Consider the following 19643-nt stretch of genomic DNA (forward strand, 5'->3'; position numbering starts at 1 on the left):
AAACGGTGATTTTATGTTCTACTGCTCTTTCTGGATTTCCTCAAGCCAGTTTTTTCCAGTCTCAACCTGACGCGCAACCTCGGAAGGCGCTGTTCCTCCAAAGGACTTTCTCGCGTTTACACAGGCCGGAATGCTGATGTCTCCCAGCGCATCTCTGGTCACGCGGCTGTCGATCGCCTGAAGCTGCTCATCCGTCAGATCGGAAAAGTCACAGTTTCCGTCTTCACAGAGTTTTACCATCCTGCCGACGATATTATGCGCCTCGCGGAAAGGAATGCCCTCCTGGGCCAGATGTTCCGCAATGTCCGTCGCATTCAGGAATCCCTTATGCAGCTGTTTCTCGATCATATCCGTGCGCAGCTCTGTCTTTTCCAGCATATTCGCGAAAATCGCAACGCAGGCTTTCCATGTATCCACTGCGTCATACAGACCTTCCTTATCCTCCTGGAAGTCCTTATTATATGCAAGCGGCGTGCCCTTCATCGTGGTCAGAAGCTGCATCAGATCGCCGTAAACACGTCCGCACTTTCCTCTGATCAGCTCCGCCATGTCCGGATTCTTCTTCTGCGGCATAATGCTGCTGCCCGTGCAGTAACTGTCATCAATGGCAATGTAGCTGAACTCCGAGCTGTTCCACCAGACGAACTCCTCCGCCCATCTGGACAGATGCATCATGCTGATAGACGCATCACTCAGGAACTCCAACGCATAATCTCTGTCACTGACGGAATCCATCGCATTCTCCGTCGGCGCACGGAATCCCAGCAGCTCAGCTGTGTAATGACGGTCCGTCGGGAATGTCGTGCCGGCAAGTGCACAGGCGCCCAGCGGGCAGAGATCCATTCTCTCATAGGTATCCAGAAGCCGCTCAATGTCCCGCTTGAACATCTGGAAATAGGCCATGAAGATGAAACCTGCCGTAATCGGCTGTGCGTGCTGGATGTGCGTGAATCCAACGGTAATGCTGTCCTTATACTGATCTGCCTTCGACAAAATCACCTCTTCAAGGTGAATCAGTTCGCTGACGATTTCCCGGATCTGTTCTTTCAGATACAGGCGTCCGTCAACCTGGCACTGATCATTTCTGCTCCTTGCTGTGTGCAGCTTTTTGCCTGTCTCGCCGATGCGCTCGATCAGGCGGCTTTCCACTGCCATGTGGATATCTTCATCATCCGCCGTAAAACTGATCTTTCCATCTTCGATGTCTTTCCGGATTCCTTCCAGGCCCTCAATGATCTTCTGTGCCTCTTCATCTGTCACGATAGCCTGCTTCGCCAGCATTTTTACATGTGCAATGCTTCCGCAAATGTCTTCCTGGTACATTCTCTGATCAAATCCGATCGACGCATTGAACTTCTTCACCATGTCATCCATATCTTTATGGAACCGGCCTCCCCATAATGCCATTTTCATTTCCCCTTTTTCTTATTCACTCTTTATGCATAATTACATGCTGCGTTTTACTGTATTTCTGAAAGGCAGGATGATTCTCACTCTGCCCCGTAATGACAAAACTCATCTTTCATGAATGCTAAAGCCGTATCCGCGTATTCTGATTTCTTTTTACGCATCTGACGCGCATACGTATCTTTTATTATTGCATTTCAGGCGGCCTGTGTCAATTCAACAAACGGTAAACTCATACTATACGGGAAGAAAGCCCTCTGCCATGGGAATTTCTTTTCCCAGAGCAGAGGGCTTCTGTATCATCCTGTCTTATTTTCTGGCGGCCAGAATCCGGCGTCTGCCGGGGGATTCTTCAGCCCGGAATGTTCTTTCCTTCGGCCTATTTCACCGTGACGCTGACGGCCTTGGACCCACAGCCGTTGAAGGTAGAAGAACCGGATTTCAGGTAATTGTATACCTTCACTTTATATGTGCCGGCCTTCAGATTTTTGATCGTCAAAGCTGTTGTCTTGTAATTACTGAAGCGGTAGTTCTTCGTTGTCCCGTTTCTGGTAAGAGTTACAAAGTATCCGGTGTATTTCATCTTCTTGACGTTCAGCTTCAGGGTGCCTTTTGTCGAAGAAGAAGATACAATCTTATTCTGCTTCAGCAGGGCGCGCTTCTTCACGGACGAGTAGCCGCTGTATGCGGATTTTCCGTCTGCTGTCGCAAGGGCTCTGGCCTTGACCTCCAGACGGTCGCCGTAGTCGCCGCTCAGAGTATAGCTGGTCTTTCCGCCGGTGGAGACGGTCTTCCAGCTGCCGCCGTTCTTTCTGTAGCTGATCTGGTAATCCGACGCTCCGGAAACTGCTCCGATCTTTACCGTGGCTGCTGCCCTGGAAGTGCTTCCAGTGACTGACAGACTGCTGATCTTCTCCGGTGCCGTAACACTGTTCTCTGAACTGCCGCGGCTGATGGAGGAAGTCAGGGTAACCGCTGTACGGCTGCTCAGCTCTCCGTAATAGGTCTTGCTGTCAGCCTTATCGTATGGACGAACGCTGACGTAATATTTCTGACCTTTCTTCAGACCGGTAATCGTCGTGCTGGTGGATGAAGTATCCTTCTTCGCAGCCAGGTTCGATGTCGGAGAAGACGCATTGCTGCTGACGTAAACACGATACTTGTCCGCATAGACGTCGTCCCAGGAAACCTTGATGCCAGTCAGCGACGATGTTGCTGTTACCGTCGGCTTCTCACACTTGGAGGTCAGTCTGTAGGCTCTCATACCGGAGTATGTGCCTTTGTAGGTCTGTCCGTTCAGTTCCATGGACGGAACAATCTGCAGGGTGTAGTCATCGCCCTCTTCTACATCGATTTTACGTGATGTTGTGGAATCACCGGTGTAGGTCTCTGTGTCTGCATCATCGTTGCTGTCGATCGCAGATACAGCATAGGAGACGGTGCCGGACGCGTTCTGGATCGGTGTCCAGGAAACGTCTGCCTCACCCTCATCCAGATCCAGGGCTGTGCTGATCTTGGCAAGGCCGAGGTAACGGTATCTGGTCGGAGAATAATCTCCGTATACCGCGTTTGATCCGGATCCATATACGGCGCGTACCTTAGCGGCCACTGCGGCATTATCAGATGTCTTCAGGGTGCAGGTCGTCTTTCCGCCTGTGGTAACGGTTTTCCAGTCTCCGTCGTTGGTCTTGTACGCAACCTCATAATTCTGTGCGTTGGACACACTGCTGAATTTCAGCTTGAGCTTGTCAGAAGACGGATATGCGTATGTGGTCAGACTCTTTACCTGTCCCAGAGATGTCGGTCTGCTCGTGGAGCTGCTGTCTGAACTTCCATTGCTGGCCTTATTGGATGTGGAAATCGTGAAGGTCTTGCTGATGGTATTGGAATAATCACCGATTCCGTTTACCACGACATAAGCGGTTCCCTTATTCACATTCTTGAAGTAAGCAACGGTGTAATCTTCTCCTGCAGTCAGGGTCTTGCTGCCGTCCTTGACCGTAACCTTTGGCTCCAGTGCATAACCGCTGTATGCCATCTGGCTGTATGGAATGGAAACGCTGCAGTTTCTGATGGATTTGGTTCCGGACTCCGTTCCTGTGCCGTTTTTATTATAGTAATAGAAGTCCATATCCACGTTACCGCTGATTCCGCTTACACTTCCGGAACTGCTGTACTGCCAGTAATCCACACGCTTGCTGTAGCTGTTGGTCGTGCTGTACTGAGCAAGCCAGAACGGGTAATCCTGCAGGTCACTCATATTGAAACGAGGTGACCAGTCGCAGACGCTTCTGTAGGTGTAGAACATCGGCGTATAGCCTGCGTTCTTGATGTACTTCATAAATGCCTTCGCATTGGCCGTCAGCTGTGACCTTACAGAGGCTGTCGGTCCGTATGTAGTCGTGCTCAGGCGGGAACCTGAGAGGAATTCATAGTCCATGACGACCGGCATATTCGGCTCAAGGCCGGCATCCTGAATCTGTTTTACTACCCAGGCCGCTTCTCTCTGTGCTTCAGATGTGGTCTTTGCCAGTGAGAAGTAATAAACACCGACATTGACACCGGCCTTCTGCGCATTCTGGACATTGGTCAGGAATTTGCTGTCGCCGTACTGCGTAAATGCTGATTTTCCATAAGTTCCACCGACACGGATGAAGGCAAAGTCAACGCCTGACTTCTTTACCTTCTGCCAGTTGATGGAACCCTGGAAGACGGAAACATCAATACCGTTAAATGTAATATAATTGCTGCCCTGCACATATGGCGGGTGATAGTAAGTCTTTCCGCCGGAGGTGCTGCTCGTTGCCGCAAAAACAGTCAGCGACAGCGCGACTATAACTGCTGTTATTACAGAAATCAGCAGTACCATCCGCCGGGAAACTTTCTTCTGCAAACTCAAAAAAACTCCTCCTTTACTGCCCGCTCTGCCAGCTGACTGGCTGAGCGCAGCGGTTTTCCTCTCTTCTCAGATCAATCATTACTTAGAAAACTTAAATAAATCTTAAAGATTCTTAAGCAATTATCTCTCATGATAATCGAAATGACTTCACTTGTCAAATCATATCATCTGATCAACACAAAACAGTCTTTAAATATCCACTCATGTCATCTAAAATGATACTCGTAAAATAATAAATGAGAGATGAATTTATGTTTGGGTATGTAATTACGCAGAAGGAAGAGTTGAAAGTCCGTGAATTCAGCGTCTATAACGGATACTACTGCGGGCTGTGCAAGACCATCGGAGCAGAATACGGACAGCTGCTCCGGTTTGGTCTGCAATTCGAAATGGCCTTCCTGGCACTGTTCCTGGAGTCCCTCGACTCTGCGGAAGATGAAGTGTCCATGGAACACTGCGCAGCCCATCACATTAAGAAAAAGCCAGTCATTCGCGGCCGTGCGCAGAAATACGCCGCCGCAATGACCGTAATTCTTGGATATGAAAAAAACAGGGATGACATCCAGGATGACGGGCATACCATAAAGACCCTGTCGCGTTCCGCCGTTCTCCACAGTGCCTATTCTACGGCAAAGGCTGAATTCCCAGGAACAGCGGACCGGGTACACAGCCAGCTTGCAAAGCTGTATGAACTGGAACGGCAGAACTGCACTTCCATCGATCTTCCGGCCAACGCCTTCGGAGAAGTCATGAAAACCATCTTCCTCAGCTACTTTCTCCATGAAGAAGATGATCCGGACCAGCCGGCGTCATCAGCTGAGCTGCGGATTACCAGCGCTTTCGCCTTCCAGCTCGGCAGATGGATCTACATGATCGATGCTCTGGACGACCTCGAAGAAGACCGGAGAACAGGAAGCTATAATCCGTTCGCATCCATCCCGGCTGAGCGTGTAAAGAGCCTCGGTTCTGCCCTGCTCTTCCACGCACTCGGAGAAATGTCCAAGGCACTGGACCTGCTGGACATAAAGAAAAACCGCGGAATCATTGAAAACATCGTTTACCTGGGGCTGCACAGCAAGACCGACCAGGTGCTTGAGAAGGGGGAAACAAATAACAATGGGAAATAGAGATCCATACGAAATACTAGGCATTCCCCGTAATGCTTCTCAGGATGACATCCGGAAAGCCTACCGGGAACTTGTAAAAAAATACCACCCGGATAAATACCAGGGAAACCCGCTTGCTGACCTCGCTGAAGAAAAACTGCAGGAAGTCAACTGGGCCTATGATACATTGACAAAAAACGGCGGCGCTTCTGCACAATCGCAGAGCTATGGCGGATACTCTTACGGAGCATCCGGCTCATCATACTCCGGCGGTGCTTACAGCTACGGCTCATCCAGCGCAGAAAGCCAGTACGGATCTTACACCGGCAGCTCGCCGATCTATAACCAGATCCGCGCCTACATCAACAGCAATAATATTTCTGCTGCCGAGCAGCTCCTCCTGCAGAACCGCGCAGAAGACGCAGAATGGCACTTCCTGTATGGTGTCGTTTCCTTCAAACTCGGGCGCATCGCCGAAGGCCTGCAGGACGTGCAGACTGCCGTCCAGATGGACCCGTCCAACGTCGAGTACCAGAACGCCTACAGCCAGATGAACAGTGTCGGCAGCATGTATCAGGGTATGTCCGCCGACCAGGGTTACGGAATGAACCCTCTCTGCTGGACCCTGCCGCTGTGCTTCTGCTGTTATTAAGCAGTGCAGAGCCTGGGAGTTTACCAGGAACAGTTACGCTGTATCTGCCGTCAGACAGTTGATTATTTTTCCATGATAATCATCACTGCACTGCCATAAAGCATTATATTATGAAACTTTTAACCGGCATATCAGCTGCATCATCTGCTGACATGCCGGTTTTTTCTGTTCTTCTGGGTGATAGATTATTTTTCTTCTGCAATTTCTCTATGCAGCTTCTTTTTTCAGCTTCCTTTCCCCGCTTTCCGGCAGACTCTTCCTCTGGAAGGCTTTACGGTTCAGCATACGCATGGAATTGATGATGCAGATGATCGCTACACCAACGTCTGCGAATACAGCTGCCCACATGCCGGCAAGTCCGAGCGCACCGAGCAGCAGAATGATCAGCTTCACGGCGATTGCAAAGACGATGTTTTCTCTTGCGATGCGGACGGTCCTTCTCGCGATGCGGATGACCAGCGGGATACGGTCCAGATTGTCGTCCATGATAACGACGTCGGCAGCTTCGATCGCTGCGTCAGAACCAAGAGATCCCATGGCAATTCCTACATCTGCGCGGGCAAGTACCGGCGCGTCATTGATTCCGTCTCCGAGAAATGCAAGCTTCTTTTTATTTTCTCTCTCCTCATTCAGGAGTTCTTCCACTTTCTGGACTTTTCCGTCTGGCAGAAGTTCGGAATAGGTATGGTCAATTCCAAGCCGGCTGCCGATGGCCTCGCCGACCTGTTTTCTGTCTCCGGTCAGCATGACGACCTGACGGACGCCCTCCTCTTTCATTTCGCGGATTGCCTCAGCGGCTTCCGGCTTTACGACGTCGGAAATGGCAATCGCGCCGAGGTACTTTCCATTTTCCGCAACATAAACGATGGTTGCGGCATCATCGCGTTCCTCAGAACATGAAATTCCGTGTTCCTGCATCATTTTTGCGTTTCCGACGATGATGCTGCGGCCGCCTGACTTTGCGATCAGGCCGCGGCCGCTGACGTTGTCAACGGATTCCAGACCGGCAGGGTTTCCGGATTTTCCGGCAGCACGGCGGATGGATGCGGCGATCGGGTGGGTCGAGAGACCTTCCGCAAAAGCGGCAGTTTCCAGGAGTTCCTGCTCCGTTACTCCACTTGCCGGGCTGGTTTTTGTCACGGTAAACTCGCCTTTCGTGAGAGTTCCGGTCTTATCGGAAACGACGGTATCGAGTTCTGCCATCAGCTCCAGGTAGTTGGAGCCCTTGACGAGCACGCCCTCACGAGATGCTGCACCGATTCCGCCAAAGAATGAAAGCGGGACGGAAATTACAAGGGCGCACGGACATGAAATGACGAGGAAGGTGCAGGCACGGTAAATCCAGGTCAGCGGGTCGCGGGTGATGATGGACGGAATAACGGCCAGGATGACCGCGCCCAGAACGACCAGAGGTGTGTACCAGCGGGCGAATCTCGTGATGAAGTTCTCCGTTCTGGATTTCTTGGAGGTCGCGTCCTCGACCATTTCCAGAATGCGGGAAACGGTGGAATCTTCGTATTCTTTGGATGCTCTGATCTTCAGAAGTCCCTCGCCGTTGATGCAGCCGGAGAGAATCTCATCGTCCTTTCCGACGCTGCGCGGAACGGACTCACCGGTCAGTGCCGCGGTGTCCACCATGCTTGCGCCGTCGACAACCACGCCGTCAACCGGGACCTTCTCACCCGGACGGATGACCAGAATATTTCCGATCTCCACGTCGTCCGGATCGATAGTTTCTACGGATCCGTCATCGTGAAGGAGATTGGCGTACTCCGGCGCGATTTCCATCAGGTCCTTGATGGAGCCTCTGGACTTGTTTACTGCATAGTCCTGGAAAAATTCTCCGATCTGATAAAACAGCATAACCGCGCAGGCCTCGGCGTTTTCTCCGACAACGAAGGCTCCCATCGTCGCGATGAACATCAGGAAGGATTCATCCAGCATCTGAAGATTCTTGATTCCGATCAGCGCGTTTTTCACGACGTCGCCGCCTGCGATGAAGTAAGGAAGCAGGTAGAGAATCATCAGAACCCAGTGGCTGCTGAACACACCTGTAAGAAGTCCCATCCTTTTCAGAATGTGTTCTCCGGCGACGATAATCACATAGATGATCAGCGCCAGAACAATCCGGTTTCTTTCCTTCCGCTGTTTCTTTGTCAGTGAACTGTTTTTCATTTTCTTTCCCTCCGAATCTGCCTTCACAGCAGATTTATTGTTTCAGCAATCTTTAATCCCAGTATCCCTTTATCATGGAGAAACGTGCGGAAAGCCGCCTGCATGGCCGTCCGCACGCTTCTCTGATCTATAATTTAAAGATAAATTTCGCAGTCCGGTTCAACCTTCTTGCAGGCCTTTACAACTTCTTTCATGATTTCGTCAAAACGGTCATCATCTGCATCGATCTTCATTTTCTGCATCATGAAGTTGACGTTTACGTCATTTACACCATCCAGATTCTTCACCGCATTCTCCATCTTTGCTGCACAGTTTGCACAGTCTACCTCGATTTTGAATTTCTTCTTCATTTTAAAGTTCCTTTCCGCCGGCTTTATGCCGGACTGCTTTGACTTCTGACCTTCCGCAGTTTCCTTCCGCCGCGCAGCTCCCTGTGCAGCCCGGGATTCCCGCTCTGTCAATGTTCGAAAAGTATGTTCCTTACTCCTCTTCAATATGTTCTTTCCCCATTGCAATGATGGTCTTTACATGATCATCCGCAAGTGAGTAAATCATCGATTTTCCCTGTCTCTTCGCACTGACCAGATCCGAAGATTTCAGGATCTGCAGCTGATGCGACACGGCTGACTGATTCATGGAAATATCATCACAGATTTCTCCGACACTCTTTCCGCCCTCAAACAAGTCATAAAGAATCCGGATTCTGGTCGAATCACCGAACACCTTAAACAGCTCGGCAAGGTCAATCAGCTCCTCCTCATCAATTTCATGGGTCAGGCGGTCTACCTTTCGGTCAAATAACTCAATTAAATCTGACATACTCATTCCTCCTGCTCTGCTTCTCAACCCTCTCCGCCGGCAGCAGTGAAATACTGCCTTTCTGTCCTTTCTCGGCGTTCAGGATCAGCTCTCTTCATCTGCTTACTATGAACTATCGTTCATATGATTATATTATCATATATTCATCAAAAGTCAATATGGCAAGAGAAAGAATTTAACTTTTTTCTGCTAAAGCGAATGGCAGCGACGAAGTGTGGAAACAGAGAAGCTGTTTTTTTGATTTTACACCACCACAGGTACTTAACAAAATTTTTCCGCTGCCGAATAGAAAATAAGCCCAGGGCGGTATCTGCTTTTCCTGTCAGAAAATACCTAAAACCACCTTGAGCTTTAATTGTTCCCGGCAGAAATCTTCTGTGACTATCGAATCGCTGCCAGGCAGATTTTCCGGTATTCTATTCTCCCTCTTCTGCTAATTATTATCATTCAGCGGCAGATAAGGTGCCATCGCCGCGGCGGTTCCGCTGATCGGCATGGTCTGCAGCCAGATGTGGCCCGGCCCGGTGAGCAGGGTGTTAAACACGCCTTCGCCGCCGAAGAACATGTTCTTCAGGCCCGGAACTTCCTGAATGTCCATGCGGACGCTTCCATCCATCGCCGCAACGTATCCGGTGTCTACGACGATCTGCTGGCCCGGCTTCAGTTCATATTCCACAACACTTCCGTCAATTTCCAGGAAGGCGGTTCCCATGCCGGACAGTTTCTGCATGATGAAACCTTCACCGCCGAAAAATCCGGAACCGAGATTTTTGCGGAAGAAGATGGACAGCTCTACGCCTGCCTCAGAGGCGAGAAAAGCGGTTTTCTGCGCGATGATCTCGCGTCCCGGTCCGATCTCCACCGGCATGATGGAGCCCGGAAAACTGGACGCAAAGGCGATCATTCCGCGGCCTCCCATCGCTGTGTAGTGGTTCTGGAACAGGTTTTCTCCGGACATCATGCGGCCGAACATTTTCCGGAGTCCTCCGCCGCTGGTGGTCTCCATCTTCATGTTCGGGCTCATCCAGCTCATGGCGCCGGATTCTGTAATCATCATCTCCCCTTCGTTCAGGCTGCAGATGACGACAGGCAGATTTCCACCCTTGATTTCATAATTCATAGGCCTCTCCTTTTTACAATATTAGTTTGACGACTTGAATATCTTCCAGTATGTGCTGTACAGATCATCGCCATCCGGGCCGAGATCACGCAATACCTGGCATTTTGCGAGCTGCTTGTCGGACAGGAACAGGTTCGGATTGTTCCGGTATTTTGCAGGCATCAGCTTGCGCGCACCCTCATTTGGCGTGCTGTAGGTCAGATACTTGAAATTCTTATAGGCAATATCCGGCCGGCAGAGGAAGTTGATCCACTTCTCTGCATTGGTCTTATGGAAAGCGTTCTTCGGAATGACCCAGTTGTCGATGAACAGCTCCGATCCTTCCTTCGGTACGCAGAAGGCCAGATTCTTATTCAGTTTCTGGCTGTAGATCACCTCGCCGTTCCAGACCACGCCCAGTTTGGCGGAATTTCCGATGAGCAGGTCTCTGGCCGAGTCATTGACATATTTATAGACCAGCGGCCGCTGGGCGATCAGATCATTCACCGCGCGCTTCAGCTGCGACTTCCTGGTCGAATTTAGAGAATAGCCATCCTTTTTCAGGGCCACCATCAGCGTGTCGCGGACAGAATCCTGCATCAGAATGCTTCCCTTGTATTTCTTATTCCACAGATCCTTCCAGGACGTCACCGCGCCGTCTCCAAGCTTCTTCTTATTATACATGATTCCGGCAACGCCCCACTGGTATGGCACCGCATATTTATTACCCGGGTCGTAGGTTTTGTCCGCGATCTTCAGATACTGCTTTCCGATATACTTGATGTTCGGCACCTTGCTGAAGTCGATTTTCTGCAGCAGGCCCTCGGTCCGCATCTTTTCAATCATGTAGTCGGACGGACAGATGACGTCGTACACACCGGCATGATTCTTGATGATCGGGTACATTTCCTCATTCGTGTCGAAGGTGTCCAGCACGACCTTGATGCCCGTCTCCTTCTGGAACTGCTTGACGACAGACGGATCGATGTAGTCGCCGTAGCAGTAGACCAGGACCTCGTTCTTGTCCTTTTCTCCGCATCCCGTCAGCGTAACTGCCGCCAGCAGGGACAAAACAAAAATCAGCAAGAGCGAAACCGCCCGGCGCGCGGCCGTATATTTTCTTCCTTGTTCTTTCATTTTTTTGTCCACCCTCCTAACTCTGCGGGGTTTCAACGACGAACTCGTCTTCCGGGGGACGGTCGTCCTCACGGTTGGCGATCAGAAGCACGGCCATGACCACGATGAAAATGATCGTAGACAGGGCGAACAGGGTCGGACGGATGCCGACCTTCACCTGACTGTAAATCAGCGTGGAAATCGTGTTGATACCTGCGCCTCTGGTGAAGTGGGTGACGACAAAATCATCCACCGACATGGTAAAGGCAAGGAGGAAGCCGGAAACGATACCCGGCCGGATGTCCGGAATCACGACTTTCCAGAATGCGGTCACCGGCGACGCACCCAGATCCAGCGCCGCCTCGTAATTCTGCACACCGAGATTTTTCAGTTTCGGCATGACAGACAGAATGACGTAAGGGATGCTGAAAGTAATGTGTGCCAGCAGCACGGTTCCCCAGTTCAGGTAGAATCCGAAGGCGATAAAGGCCAGCATCAGGGAAATTCCGGTTACGATGTCCGCGTTCAGCAGCGGGATATTGTTCACACCTAGAAGCAGCGCCTGGCCCTTCCGGCCGAAGTTCAGGATTCCCACGCAGGCAAGGACGCCGATTATCGTTGCAATCAGCGAGCTTACGATGGCGATGGAGAAGGTATTCCAGACTGCATTCAGCATGGTCGTGTCGTGGAACATTTCCTTATACCAGCGCAGGGAAAATCCCGTCCAGGCGAACATGGACTTGCTCTTGTTGAACGACAGCACCATCAGGGCGACGATCGGCAGGTAGAGGAAGAGCAGGATAATGATCAGATAAATGCCTCGAATTGCTTTTCTCATTACAGCATGCTCCCTTCTCCGTTTTTATCCAGCTTCATCAGTGCCGCCATGCTCAGGATGATGAATACCATCATGACCAGGGAAATTCCGGATCCCAGGTTCCAGTTGGCGCTGGTGGTGAACTCCTGCTCGATGATGTTTCCGATCAGGTAGATCTTTCCGCCGCCCAGGATATTGGAAATGACGAAGGTGGTCAGGCTCGGAACGAAGACCATGGTAATTCCGCTGACGATTCCCGGCACGCACATCGGAAGGACAACCTTCTTCAGCACGATGGATTCTGAAGCGCCCAGATCATAGGCCGCCTCGATGATGTTCGGATCGATCTTTTCCAGCGCGTTATAAATCGGAAGGACCATGAAGGGCAGGAAATCGTAGACCATGCCCAGGATAATCGCTCCCGTCGTGTTGATGATGTGCGGGAAAGGCAGATGCAGCATTTTTGCCGCGTGGTACATGATTCCGCCCTTCTCCAGGATGACCTGCCAGGCCATCGTTCGCAGAAGGAAATTCATCCACATCGGAAGCAGAAAAATAAAGACGATCAGGCCTTTTCTTCCGAAGGTGCTCTTTTTCAGAACCAGCGCCAGCGGAATGGAAAGCGCAAGACAGATCACCGTGCTGATGACGGAAAGGCTCAGGGAAAGGCCCAGGGCCTTCAGGTGCACCGGCTGAAAGACCGCCAGGATGTTCGCGGTCGTAAAGGCTCCCGTCCGGTCCGTAAATCCGTAGTAGACGATCATCAGAAGCGGAATCAGCGTTCCCGCAATCATCCAGACGATATACGGAACTGCAGGCAGTTTTTTCATCGATAAAATACTCCTTTCTCCGGAATTCCGGACTACTCGGCTTCCAGATCCAGTGCTTCCTGTTCCGGCTTCACCGGCTTGTGCATGATCTGAATATTAAACGGGATGACGTCAATGCTGACATGCGTTCCCACTTCATAGCTCGTTGTATTCTGTGCCAGCCAGGTAAAGCCGCCGGCCTCAATTTCCATCTCATAGTGAACGCCGATGAAGACATTATGCGTAACCACGCCGTCCAGTTTTCCCTTTCCCGGCTCTCCGATCAGAATATCCTCCGGACGGATGACCACGTCGACCGGCTGGTTTTCGCCAAAACCCGTATCCACGCAAGGGAACTCCGTGCCGCAGATTCTGACCAGCTTGTCTCTGACCATGCAGGCATCGATGATGTTGCTGTCGCCGATGAAGTCCGCAACAAAGGCGTTCTGCGGCTCGTTGTAGATTTCTTCCGGCGTTCCGATCTGCTGGATATCACCGTTATTCAGAACGATGATGCGGTTGCTCATGGTCAGCGCCTCCTCCTGGTCGTGGGTGACATAGAGGAAGGTAATTCCCAGCTCTTCCTTCAGACGAATCAGCTCGTACTGCATGTCCTCTCTGAGTTTCAGGTCCAGCGCGCCCAGGGGCTCATCCAGGAGGAGAAGCTTCGGCTCATTGACGACTGCTCTCGCAATGGCGACACGCTGCTGCTGGCCTCCGGACATCTGGTCGATCTTGCGGTTTTCAAAGCCTTCCAGATTGACTAGTTTCAGACCGTATTTTACCTTTTCGCGGATATAGGAATCGCTTTTTCCGCTGATTTTCAGGCCGAAGGCGATATTCTGCCCCACATTCATATGCGGAAACAGCGCGTACTTCTGAAAAACCGTGTTAATCTGCCTTTTATTCGGCGGAAGCGCGGTAATATCCTTTCCTTCAAAAAACACCTGCCCGCTGTCCGGTTTCTCAAATCCGCCGACGATCCTCAGCAGCGTCGTTTTTCCGCAGCCCGACGGTCCAAGCAGGGTAATAAATTCATTTTCTTCAACCGTCAGATTGAAGTGATCCAGCACGACATTATCATCGTACTTTTTACATATATCCCTAAGTTCGATCAGAGTTTTCGCCATCTGCATCCTTTCCTGAGGATTTTCCGCCGCTTTCCGCCTGCCATCCGCCCTTCCGGCGCCTGCAGCAGACAGAAAATGCCCGTTCCCCATCCTAAAACGTAAATGCCGGCAGACGCACATCCTCAGAAGATTCTGAGGCCTGCTCCGCCTGATTACGCAGAAAGAACCGCACCCGGCTGCGTACGGTTCTTCTGCCTTTCCTCATAAATAACAATATTCTACCACAGAAAATCCATCCCTGCTACAGAATCAGCGCCCCCATCTTCCCATTTACGAAAGTTTTACAAATCGCTCTTTTCCCTGATTCACAGGGTTTGGGAAACCATTTCTGCCTCTCCGTTTCCGTCAGAAAGACCAGATGCTTTCTTAATTGTTTCTTAAATGTTCTGAAATGCTCTTGCGCCCTTCCGCTCATCGTTTATCATGAAATACGTTCCAATGTTACTGGATAAATCATGAAAAGAGGCATCTATGAATAAACAAGTTAAATTCCTTGCCTTTGCTCTTTGTCTGACGGTAACCGCCACATTCTCAACGGTTCCATCTCTGGCAAAAAGCAATGCGCAAGGCAGCTCCCCGCAGCGGAAAACCGCGTCTTCGGTCCCTTCCGGCAGCGTAAATGCGAAAAAGGATCCGCATTCTATTCTGATCACCTATAAAAAGGGCGTTTCTGCCGCTGAAGCGGAGAAGCAGACAGAAAAAAACGGACTGGACGCCCAGGACTCCCTGAAATCCTCCGGCCATGCCGTCGTCAAAGCAAAGCTTGACCGCGGCACAAAGGTCAGCGAAGCGGTTTCTGCGATGAATCAGAAGAAAGAGGTCGCCTCCGCCCAGCCGAACTATATTTACAAGATTGCGGGCGCGAAGAGCAAGGGCGCTGCGAAAAAGACTTCCGCAGGCAAAAATACATCCTCTTCCTCTTCGGAGAAATCCACATCCGATCCATATCTTGCGAACGGACAGGCTTATCAGCTGAAGACCACCAATGCAGAGCAGGCCTGGAGTTTTCTGGAAAGCCGGAAACACGCGACGACCACCGTTGCCGTCATTGACACCGGTGTCGACACGGAGCATGAGGACCTTCAGAAAAACCTCATCACAAAAAACGGCTGCTACACCCGCGTTGCAGATGGCACGGAAAGCCAGACGACAGACGATTCCGGCGATCACGGCACTCATGTGTCCGGAATTATCGGCATGACTTACGGCAATGGAAAAGGGGCTGCCGGCATTGCGGCGGGCCATCACAACGACCTGGTGCGCGTGCTGATGATCGGCGCCAGCAGCGACGGCGAGTCTCTCAGTACTTACGACGTTATCAACGCTCTGAATCTCGCGCAGAAAGAGGGCGCAAAAGTTGTAAATATGAGCTTCGGTTTCGGCGTTAAGGACCGGATTCTGGAACAGAGTCTGCGCAGCGCCGACGAACACGGCATGACGCTGGTCGCCGCCTCCGGCAACGATTCCAACGACTATAACGACACGCCGGAAGAGGAAAATGAAGTCATTTCCGTCAACGCGGCAAATGAGAAGAAGAAACCGGCATTCTTCTCCGATTTCGGAAGCAACACAGACGTTTCCGCACCGGGATTCCACGTGCTCAGCAGCATCCCGGGAGACCGCTATGAAAAAATGGACGGAACCTCCATGGCATCTCCTTGTGTCGCCGCGGAAGCCGCTCTGGTCCTCGATGCGAACCCGGACCTCAGCCCGCAGCAGGTCAGCAATATCATCTGCGGAACGACCGATTCCGATCATTTCAGCCAGTACAGCGCCTACGGAAACATTGACTGCCTGAAAGCTGTGCAGAGCGCGGCAGCCGCAGGGAATTCCGCCGTTTCTTCTCTTGAAGTCAAGCCGTCCAGCCTGGATCTGACCGAAGGCGATGACTGCGGAATCGACAGCCTGGTCCGCCCGGCATCCTGCACACAGGACATCAGCTGGAGCAGCGCCGACCCTTCCGTTGCCACCGTTTCTTCCTCCGGCATCGTCACCGCGAAGAAATCCGGAAACACAACGATCACCGCATCCTGCGGAGGAAAGACAGCCTCCGTCTCCGTCACGGTAAAACCAGAGACGAAAGCGTCGTCCATCACAATCGCCGGCATCCCGTCAGGCCATGAAATTCTCCTGGGCGATTCCCAGTCCCTGACTGCCACCATTGCGCCGCTTGACGCCTCTAATATGGAGCGTTACTGGACCTCCGACAATCCGGACGTCCTCTACTGCGACGGAAACACCGACCCGGTCCTGACCGCCCGCCATGTCGGAAAGGCCGTCATCAGCGTCCGTAATTACGACGGCAGCGTCTCCGACCAGGTCACCCTTACAGTAAAGAAAGCCCCGGACAAAATCCGAATCAGCAAGGGCGTAAAATCACTGAAAGCTGGTTCTTCCAGCCAGTTTAAGGCCTTGGCCACAGAAAACGGCCGCGCAAAAGACGTTTCTCAGCAGATTCACTGGAGCATCAGCGGATCCGCCGCCAGCATCACAGGCAGCGGACTCCTGACCGCGAAAAAAGCCGGCACCGTGTACGTCAGCGCTTCTGTCACAACGCTGGGAAATTCCGGATCCCACGTAAAACTGCGCGCAGTAAAGAAGGTGAAAATCACAAAAGCCGGTGCATCTTCTAAAACGAAGAGACATGCAGGGCTTGGAAATTCCGCCCGGACCAGTCAGAAAGCCGGCCAGACCGCTGCGGCGTCCTCTGGCGCGTCTGCTTTTGCCGGAAATGGATCTGCAGGCAGCTCAAATTCAGCAGCTGCCGGGAAATCTGAGAATATTGACACTGACTCGGAAAATAGCGGATCCGGGTATACTGTATTCTCAAATAAAGCGGCTGCCGCACACATAAAAAGCACCGGCAGTTCTGTCGAAGACCTGCGCCAGAAATATATTCTCGCACTTAGCGAACTGGACAGCCAGTACGAACAGAACAAAAATATGTACAATCCCGAGGTAAAGAAGGAAATCGAACAGGCACGTTCTGCAGTCATGCTGCGTCTTCAGATGCTCCAGACTCCATACCAGGCTGCAGATGCGTCGAATTACTATACCAGCGATCTCGCACTTTATCAGCAGCTTCTGAATTTCAATACGAGCATCGCACCGGAAAGCAGCAGCCTGAAGGATCTGAAGGCCAGAGCCGTCCGGAAATTCCAGGCTGAAATGCCGAAAAACAAGAAGAAATACAGTGCCTATTACTGGGGCATCATCCAGAACGTCCGGTCTTCTGAGATCCGGAAACTGAAGCAGGCTTCAAGCTACTCCGAACTCCTCCAGACCTGCAATGAGATCTCCAATAAATACGATATTTCCATCAGTCTGACCGGCGATGATGATGATATCAATCTCATCGATCTGATTTCCCAGCTGATTTCCGGATTGGGCAGCCTCGATGCTTCATCCGCTCCCGCAAAACCATGGTACAGCATAAAAGCGGCTGGACAGAAGCGAACCTCTGTTCTGAAGGCATTGAAAAAGAATAATGACCGGCTGCAGAAATCACCGGCTGTCTCTGCCTCTGACAAGGCCGCCATGGCAAAGCTCTATAAACAGGACGTCAGTGAGGTGAAAAAAGCCATCGATGTGGAAGAAATCCGCACCATGAATTCCCTCTTCACCGCCCGGACGAAAGCCCTGCTGACGGTCACCGACCCGTCCAGCAAATACTACATCAGCAGCAATGCGAAAAGCCGTCTCTGCAGGAATATCAGCACTCAGTACCAGTCCCTTCCGCTGAAAAAACTGAGCCTGTCAAAGCGCAAATCCCTCTGGGAAAAGTGCCAGACCGCCCAGACAAATATCAGCGCCGCAATCAACCGTCCGGAGGCCATGAGCCTGTACAGCAAGATGGTGAAGACACTGAAGAAGTATAAGTAGAGAAGATGAACATTTGGATTTAATCGGCTGCGAAAATGACTGCCACACTGCCGACGATCCAGATTGTACAGTTAAAAAACAGGGCCGCTGCCCTAAGCTCATTTGGGCTTAGGGCAACGGCCCTTCTTAATTTCATTTATTCTGCCCGGCCTGATCTGCCTGAAACTCTTACTGATCGTGCTCTGCCTTGTACTTTGTGACGAGCTTGTTGATGCGGTCGTATGGATCGAGCAGTTTTCCGATGGAGGAATCGTGGTTCAGGGTGTCGATGATGTAGGCGATGTACTTGCTCATGCCGCAGCTGATGTAGTAGTCGCGGGAAAGGAGCTCTTCGGACTGGTAAACCAGATTGGTGGTGACAACCTTGTAAATGATTCCTTTTTCAACGGCTTCGTCGAAGACTTTCATGCCCTTTGTGAAGAGGCCGAAGGTGGCAATGACGAAGATCCTGCGTGCGCCGCGCTTTTTCAGCTCGGTGGCAACGTCGATCATGCTTTCGCCGGATGCGATCATGTCGTCGACGATGAACATGTCTTTTCCTTCTACGGATGCGCCGATGAACTCATGGGCAACGATCGGGTTGCGGCCGTCTACGACTTTACTGTAATCGCGGCGCTTGTAGAACATTCCCATGTCTACGCCCAGTACGGATGCCATGTATACGGCTCTCTGTGTGCCGCCCTCATCCGGGCTGATAACCATCAGATGGTCGTTATCGAACTGGATGTCGTCGCACTCTTTGCAGATTCCTTTAATGAACTGATACGTGCATTTTACAGTCTCGAACCCGTTCAGCGGAATAGCGTTCTGAACTCTCGGGTCATGAGCGTCGAAAGTGATGATGTTATCTACGCCCATGTTGACCAGCTCCTGCAGCGCGATCGCGCAGTCCAGGGATTCTCTGGCACTTCTTCTGTGCTGTCTGCCCTCATACAGGAACGGCATAATAACGGTGATGCGGTGTGCTTTTCCTTCTACTGCGGCGATGATTCTCTTCAAGTCAGAGAAGTGATCGTCCGGAGACATGTGGTTCGGCTCTCCGTAAATATCGTAGAACAGGCTGTGGTTAGTAATATCTACCATCAGGTAGAGGTCGAGTCCGCGAACTGTCCGCTTGATCTCTCCCTTTGCCTCTCCAGAACCGAAACGCGGGTTGTCAATCTCTACGAGATAGGAACCGTTGTCGTAAACCGGCTCCTCTTCATTGGTTGTGCGCTCCTGGTCTCTCTCTGTACGCCAGGAAATCAGCCAGTTGTCAACACGTTTGCCAATGCTTTCGCAGCTCTTCAGCGGAACTACGCCCAGAGGTGCTACCGGTCTGCTGTTCAGCAATAATTTATCATTTGCCATGATTGTACTCCTATTCACTTGCTTTCATGCCTTAAGTTCAAGCGGATCAAAATGTTTCGCACAACTATTATACACTTTTTCTAATTCGATTGTAGGCCATATTGGCTATTTTCATGTATTTTTCGCCGCAGAAATGCCATCCCCGCCGTCAAAATAATCCCAAGCAAGGAAATTTCCTCCCCGTTTCTCTTTCCAGTTGTCATAAATGGCGTTCGGGGAAGTCCGCGTGTTCAGGGCCGAATTCCGGCAGCGCACGTTATTTCCGCACTGGCTGTGGAAATAGCGGCTGTAATACGGATTCGACACAGAAGAATAGATCGAAGCGAGATACTCCCCATTTCCTGCCGGCAGAAGAAAAGCGCTGCCCCGCGGAACATCAAAC

General features: G+C 51.3%; 14 protein-coding genes. 3 read left to right on the forward strand and 11 right to left on the reverse strand.

The features are described from left to right. Nucleotides 1-18: 18 nt before the first annotated feature. A complete protein-coding gene (gene argH, locus ACI77B_RS00650; RefSeq protein ID WP_409336904.1) occupies nucleotides 19-1407 on the reverse strand; it encodes an argininosuccinate lyase in 1389 nt (462 codons plus the stop codon). Nucleotides 1408-1786: 379 nt separating this feature from the next. Further along, on the reverse strand, nucleotides 1787-4306 hold the full coding sequence (locus ACI77B_RS00655; RefSeq protein WP_409336905.1) for a glycoside hydrolase family 25 protein: 2520 nt from the start codon (nucleotides 4304-4306) through the stop codon (nucleotides 1787-1789). A 251-nt stretch (nucleotides 4307-4557) separates the two neighbouring features. Between ACI77B_RS00655 and ACI77B_RS00660 the strand changes: the two genes are divergently transcribed. Next, a complete protein-coding gene (locus ACI77B_RS00660; RefSeq protein ID WP_409336906.1) occupies nucleotides 4558-5433 on the forward strand; it encodes a DUF5685 family protein in 876 nt (291 codons plus the stop codon). Next, the gene (locus ACI77B_RS00665; protein ID WP_409336907.1) at nucleotides 5423-6064 is read left to right on the forward strand and encodes a DnaJ domain-containing protein; all 642 of its coding nucleotides are present in this window, start codon (nucleotides 5423-5425) and stop codon (nucleotides 6062-6064) included. The genes ACI77B_RS00660 and ACI77B_RS00665 overlap by 11 nt, the downstream gene beginning before the upstream one ends. A 207-nt stretch (nucleotides 6065-6271) precedes the next feature. Here the strand turns inward: ACI77B_RS00665 and ACI77B_RS00670 are convergent, their stop codons facing one another. From ACI77B_RS00670 to ACI77B_RS00705, 8 genes are all read right to left on the reverse strand, one after another. Then, entirely contained in the window at nucleotides 6272-8239 is a 1968-nt protein-coding gene (locus tag ACI77B_RS00670) for a heavy metal translocating P-type ATPase (RefSeq protein ID WP_409336908.1), read from the reverse strand. Nucleotides 8240-8373: 134 nt separating this feature from the next. Beyond that, nucleotides 8374-8589 (reverse strand): cation transporter, encoded by a 216-nt coding sequence (locus tag ACI77B_RS00675; RefSeq protein ID WP_409336909.1) that lies wholly within the window; start codon nucleotides 8587-8589, stop codon nucleotides 8374-8376. Between the two features lie 130 nt (nucleotides 8590-8719). Continuing rightward, on the reverse strand, nucleotides 8720-9058 hold the full coding sequence (locus tag ACI77B_RS00680; protein WP_409336910.1) for an ArsR/SmtB family transcription factor: 339 nt from the start codon (nucleotides 9056-9058) through the stop codon (nucleotides 8720-8722). Nucleotides 9059-9491: 433 nt separating this feature from the next. After that, on the reverse strand, nucleotides 9492-10178 hold the full coding sequence (locus ACI77B_RS00685; protein WP_409336911.1) for a TIGR00266 family protein: 687 nt from the start codon (nucleotides 10176-10178) through the stop codon (nucleotides 9492-9494). A gap of 21 nt (nucleotides 10179-10199) precedes the next feature. Beyond that, complete coding sequence (locus tag ACI77B_RS00690; protein WP_409336912.1) at nucleotides 10200-11294, reverse strand: ABC transporter substrate-binding protein; 1095 nt, start codon at nucleotides 11292-11294, stop codon at nucleotides 10200-10202. Between the two features lie 16 nt (nucleotides 11295-11310). Continuing rightward, complete coding sequence (locus ACI77B_RS00695; protein ID WP_409336913.1) at nucleotides 11311-12111, reverse strand: ABC transporter permease; 801 nt, start codon at nucleotides 12109-12111, stop codon at nucleotides 11311-11313. After that, on the reverse strand, nucleotides 12111-12920 hold the full coding sequence (locus ACI77B_RS00700) for an ABC transporter permease (RefSeq protein ID WP_409336914.1): 810 nt from the start codon (nucleotides 12918-12920) through the stop codon (nucleotides 12111-12113). Before ACI77B_RS00700 ends, ACI77B_RS00695 begins: the two co-directional genes overlap by 1 nt. Before the next feature lie 32 nt (nucleotides 12921-12952). Next, nucleotides 12953-14029: an ABC transporter ATP-binding protein gene (locus tag ACI77B_RS00705; protein WP_409336915.1), complete on the reverse strand. Its 1077-nt coding sequence runs from the start codon at nucleotides 14027-14029 to the stop codon at nucleotides 12953-12955. A 471-nt stretch (nucleotides 14030-14500) separates the two neighbouring features. Between ACI77B_RS00705 and ACI77B_RS00710 the strand changes: the two genes are divergently transcribed. After that, nucleotides 14501-17911 carry a S8 family serine peptidase gene (locus tag ACI77B_RS00710; RefSeq protein WP_409336916.1) on the forward strand — a complete coding sequence of 1137 codons (3411 nt, stop codon included), beginning with the start codon at nucleotides 14501-14503 and terminating at the stop codon, nucleotides 17909-17911. Between the two features lie 168 nt (nucleotides 17912-18079). Here the strand turns inward: ACI77B_RS00710 and ACI77B_RS00715 are convergent, their stop codons facing one another. Continuing rightward, a complete protein-coding gene (locus ACI77B_RS00715) occupies nucleotides 18080-19261 on the reverse strand; it encodes a ribose-phosphate pyrophosphokinase (RefSeq protein ID WP_409336917.1) in 1182 nt (393 codons plus the stop codon). Between the last annotated feature and the right edge of the window lie 382 nt (nucleotides 19262-19643).

This window comes from Eubacterium sp. F2, assembly GCF_046244355.1.
In the GTDB taxonomy this organism is placed as follows: Bacteria; Bacillota; Clostridia; order Peptostreptococcales; family Anaerovoracaceae; genus Aminicella.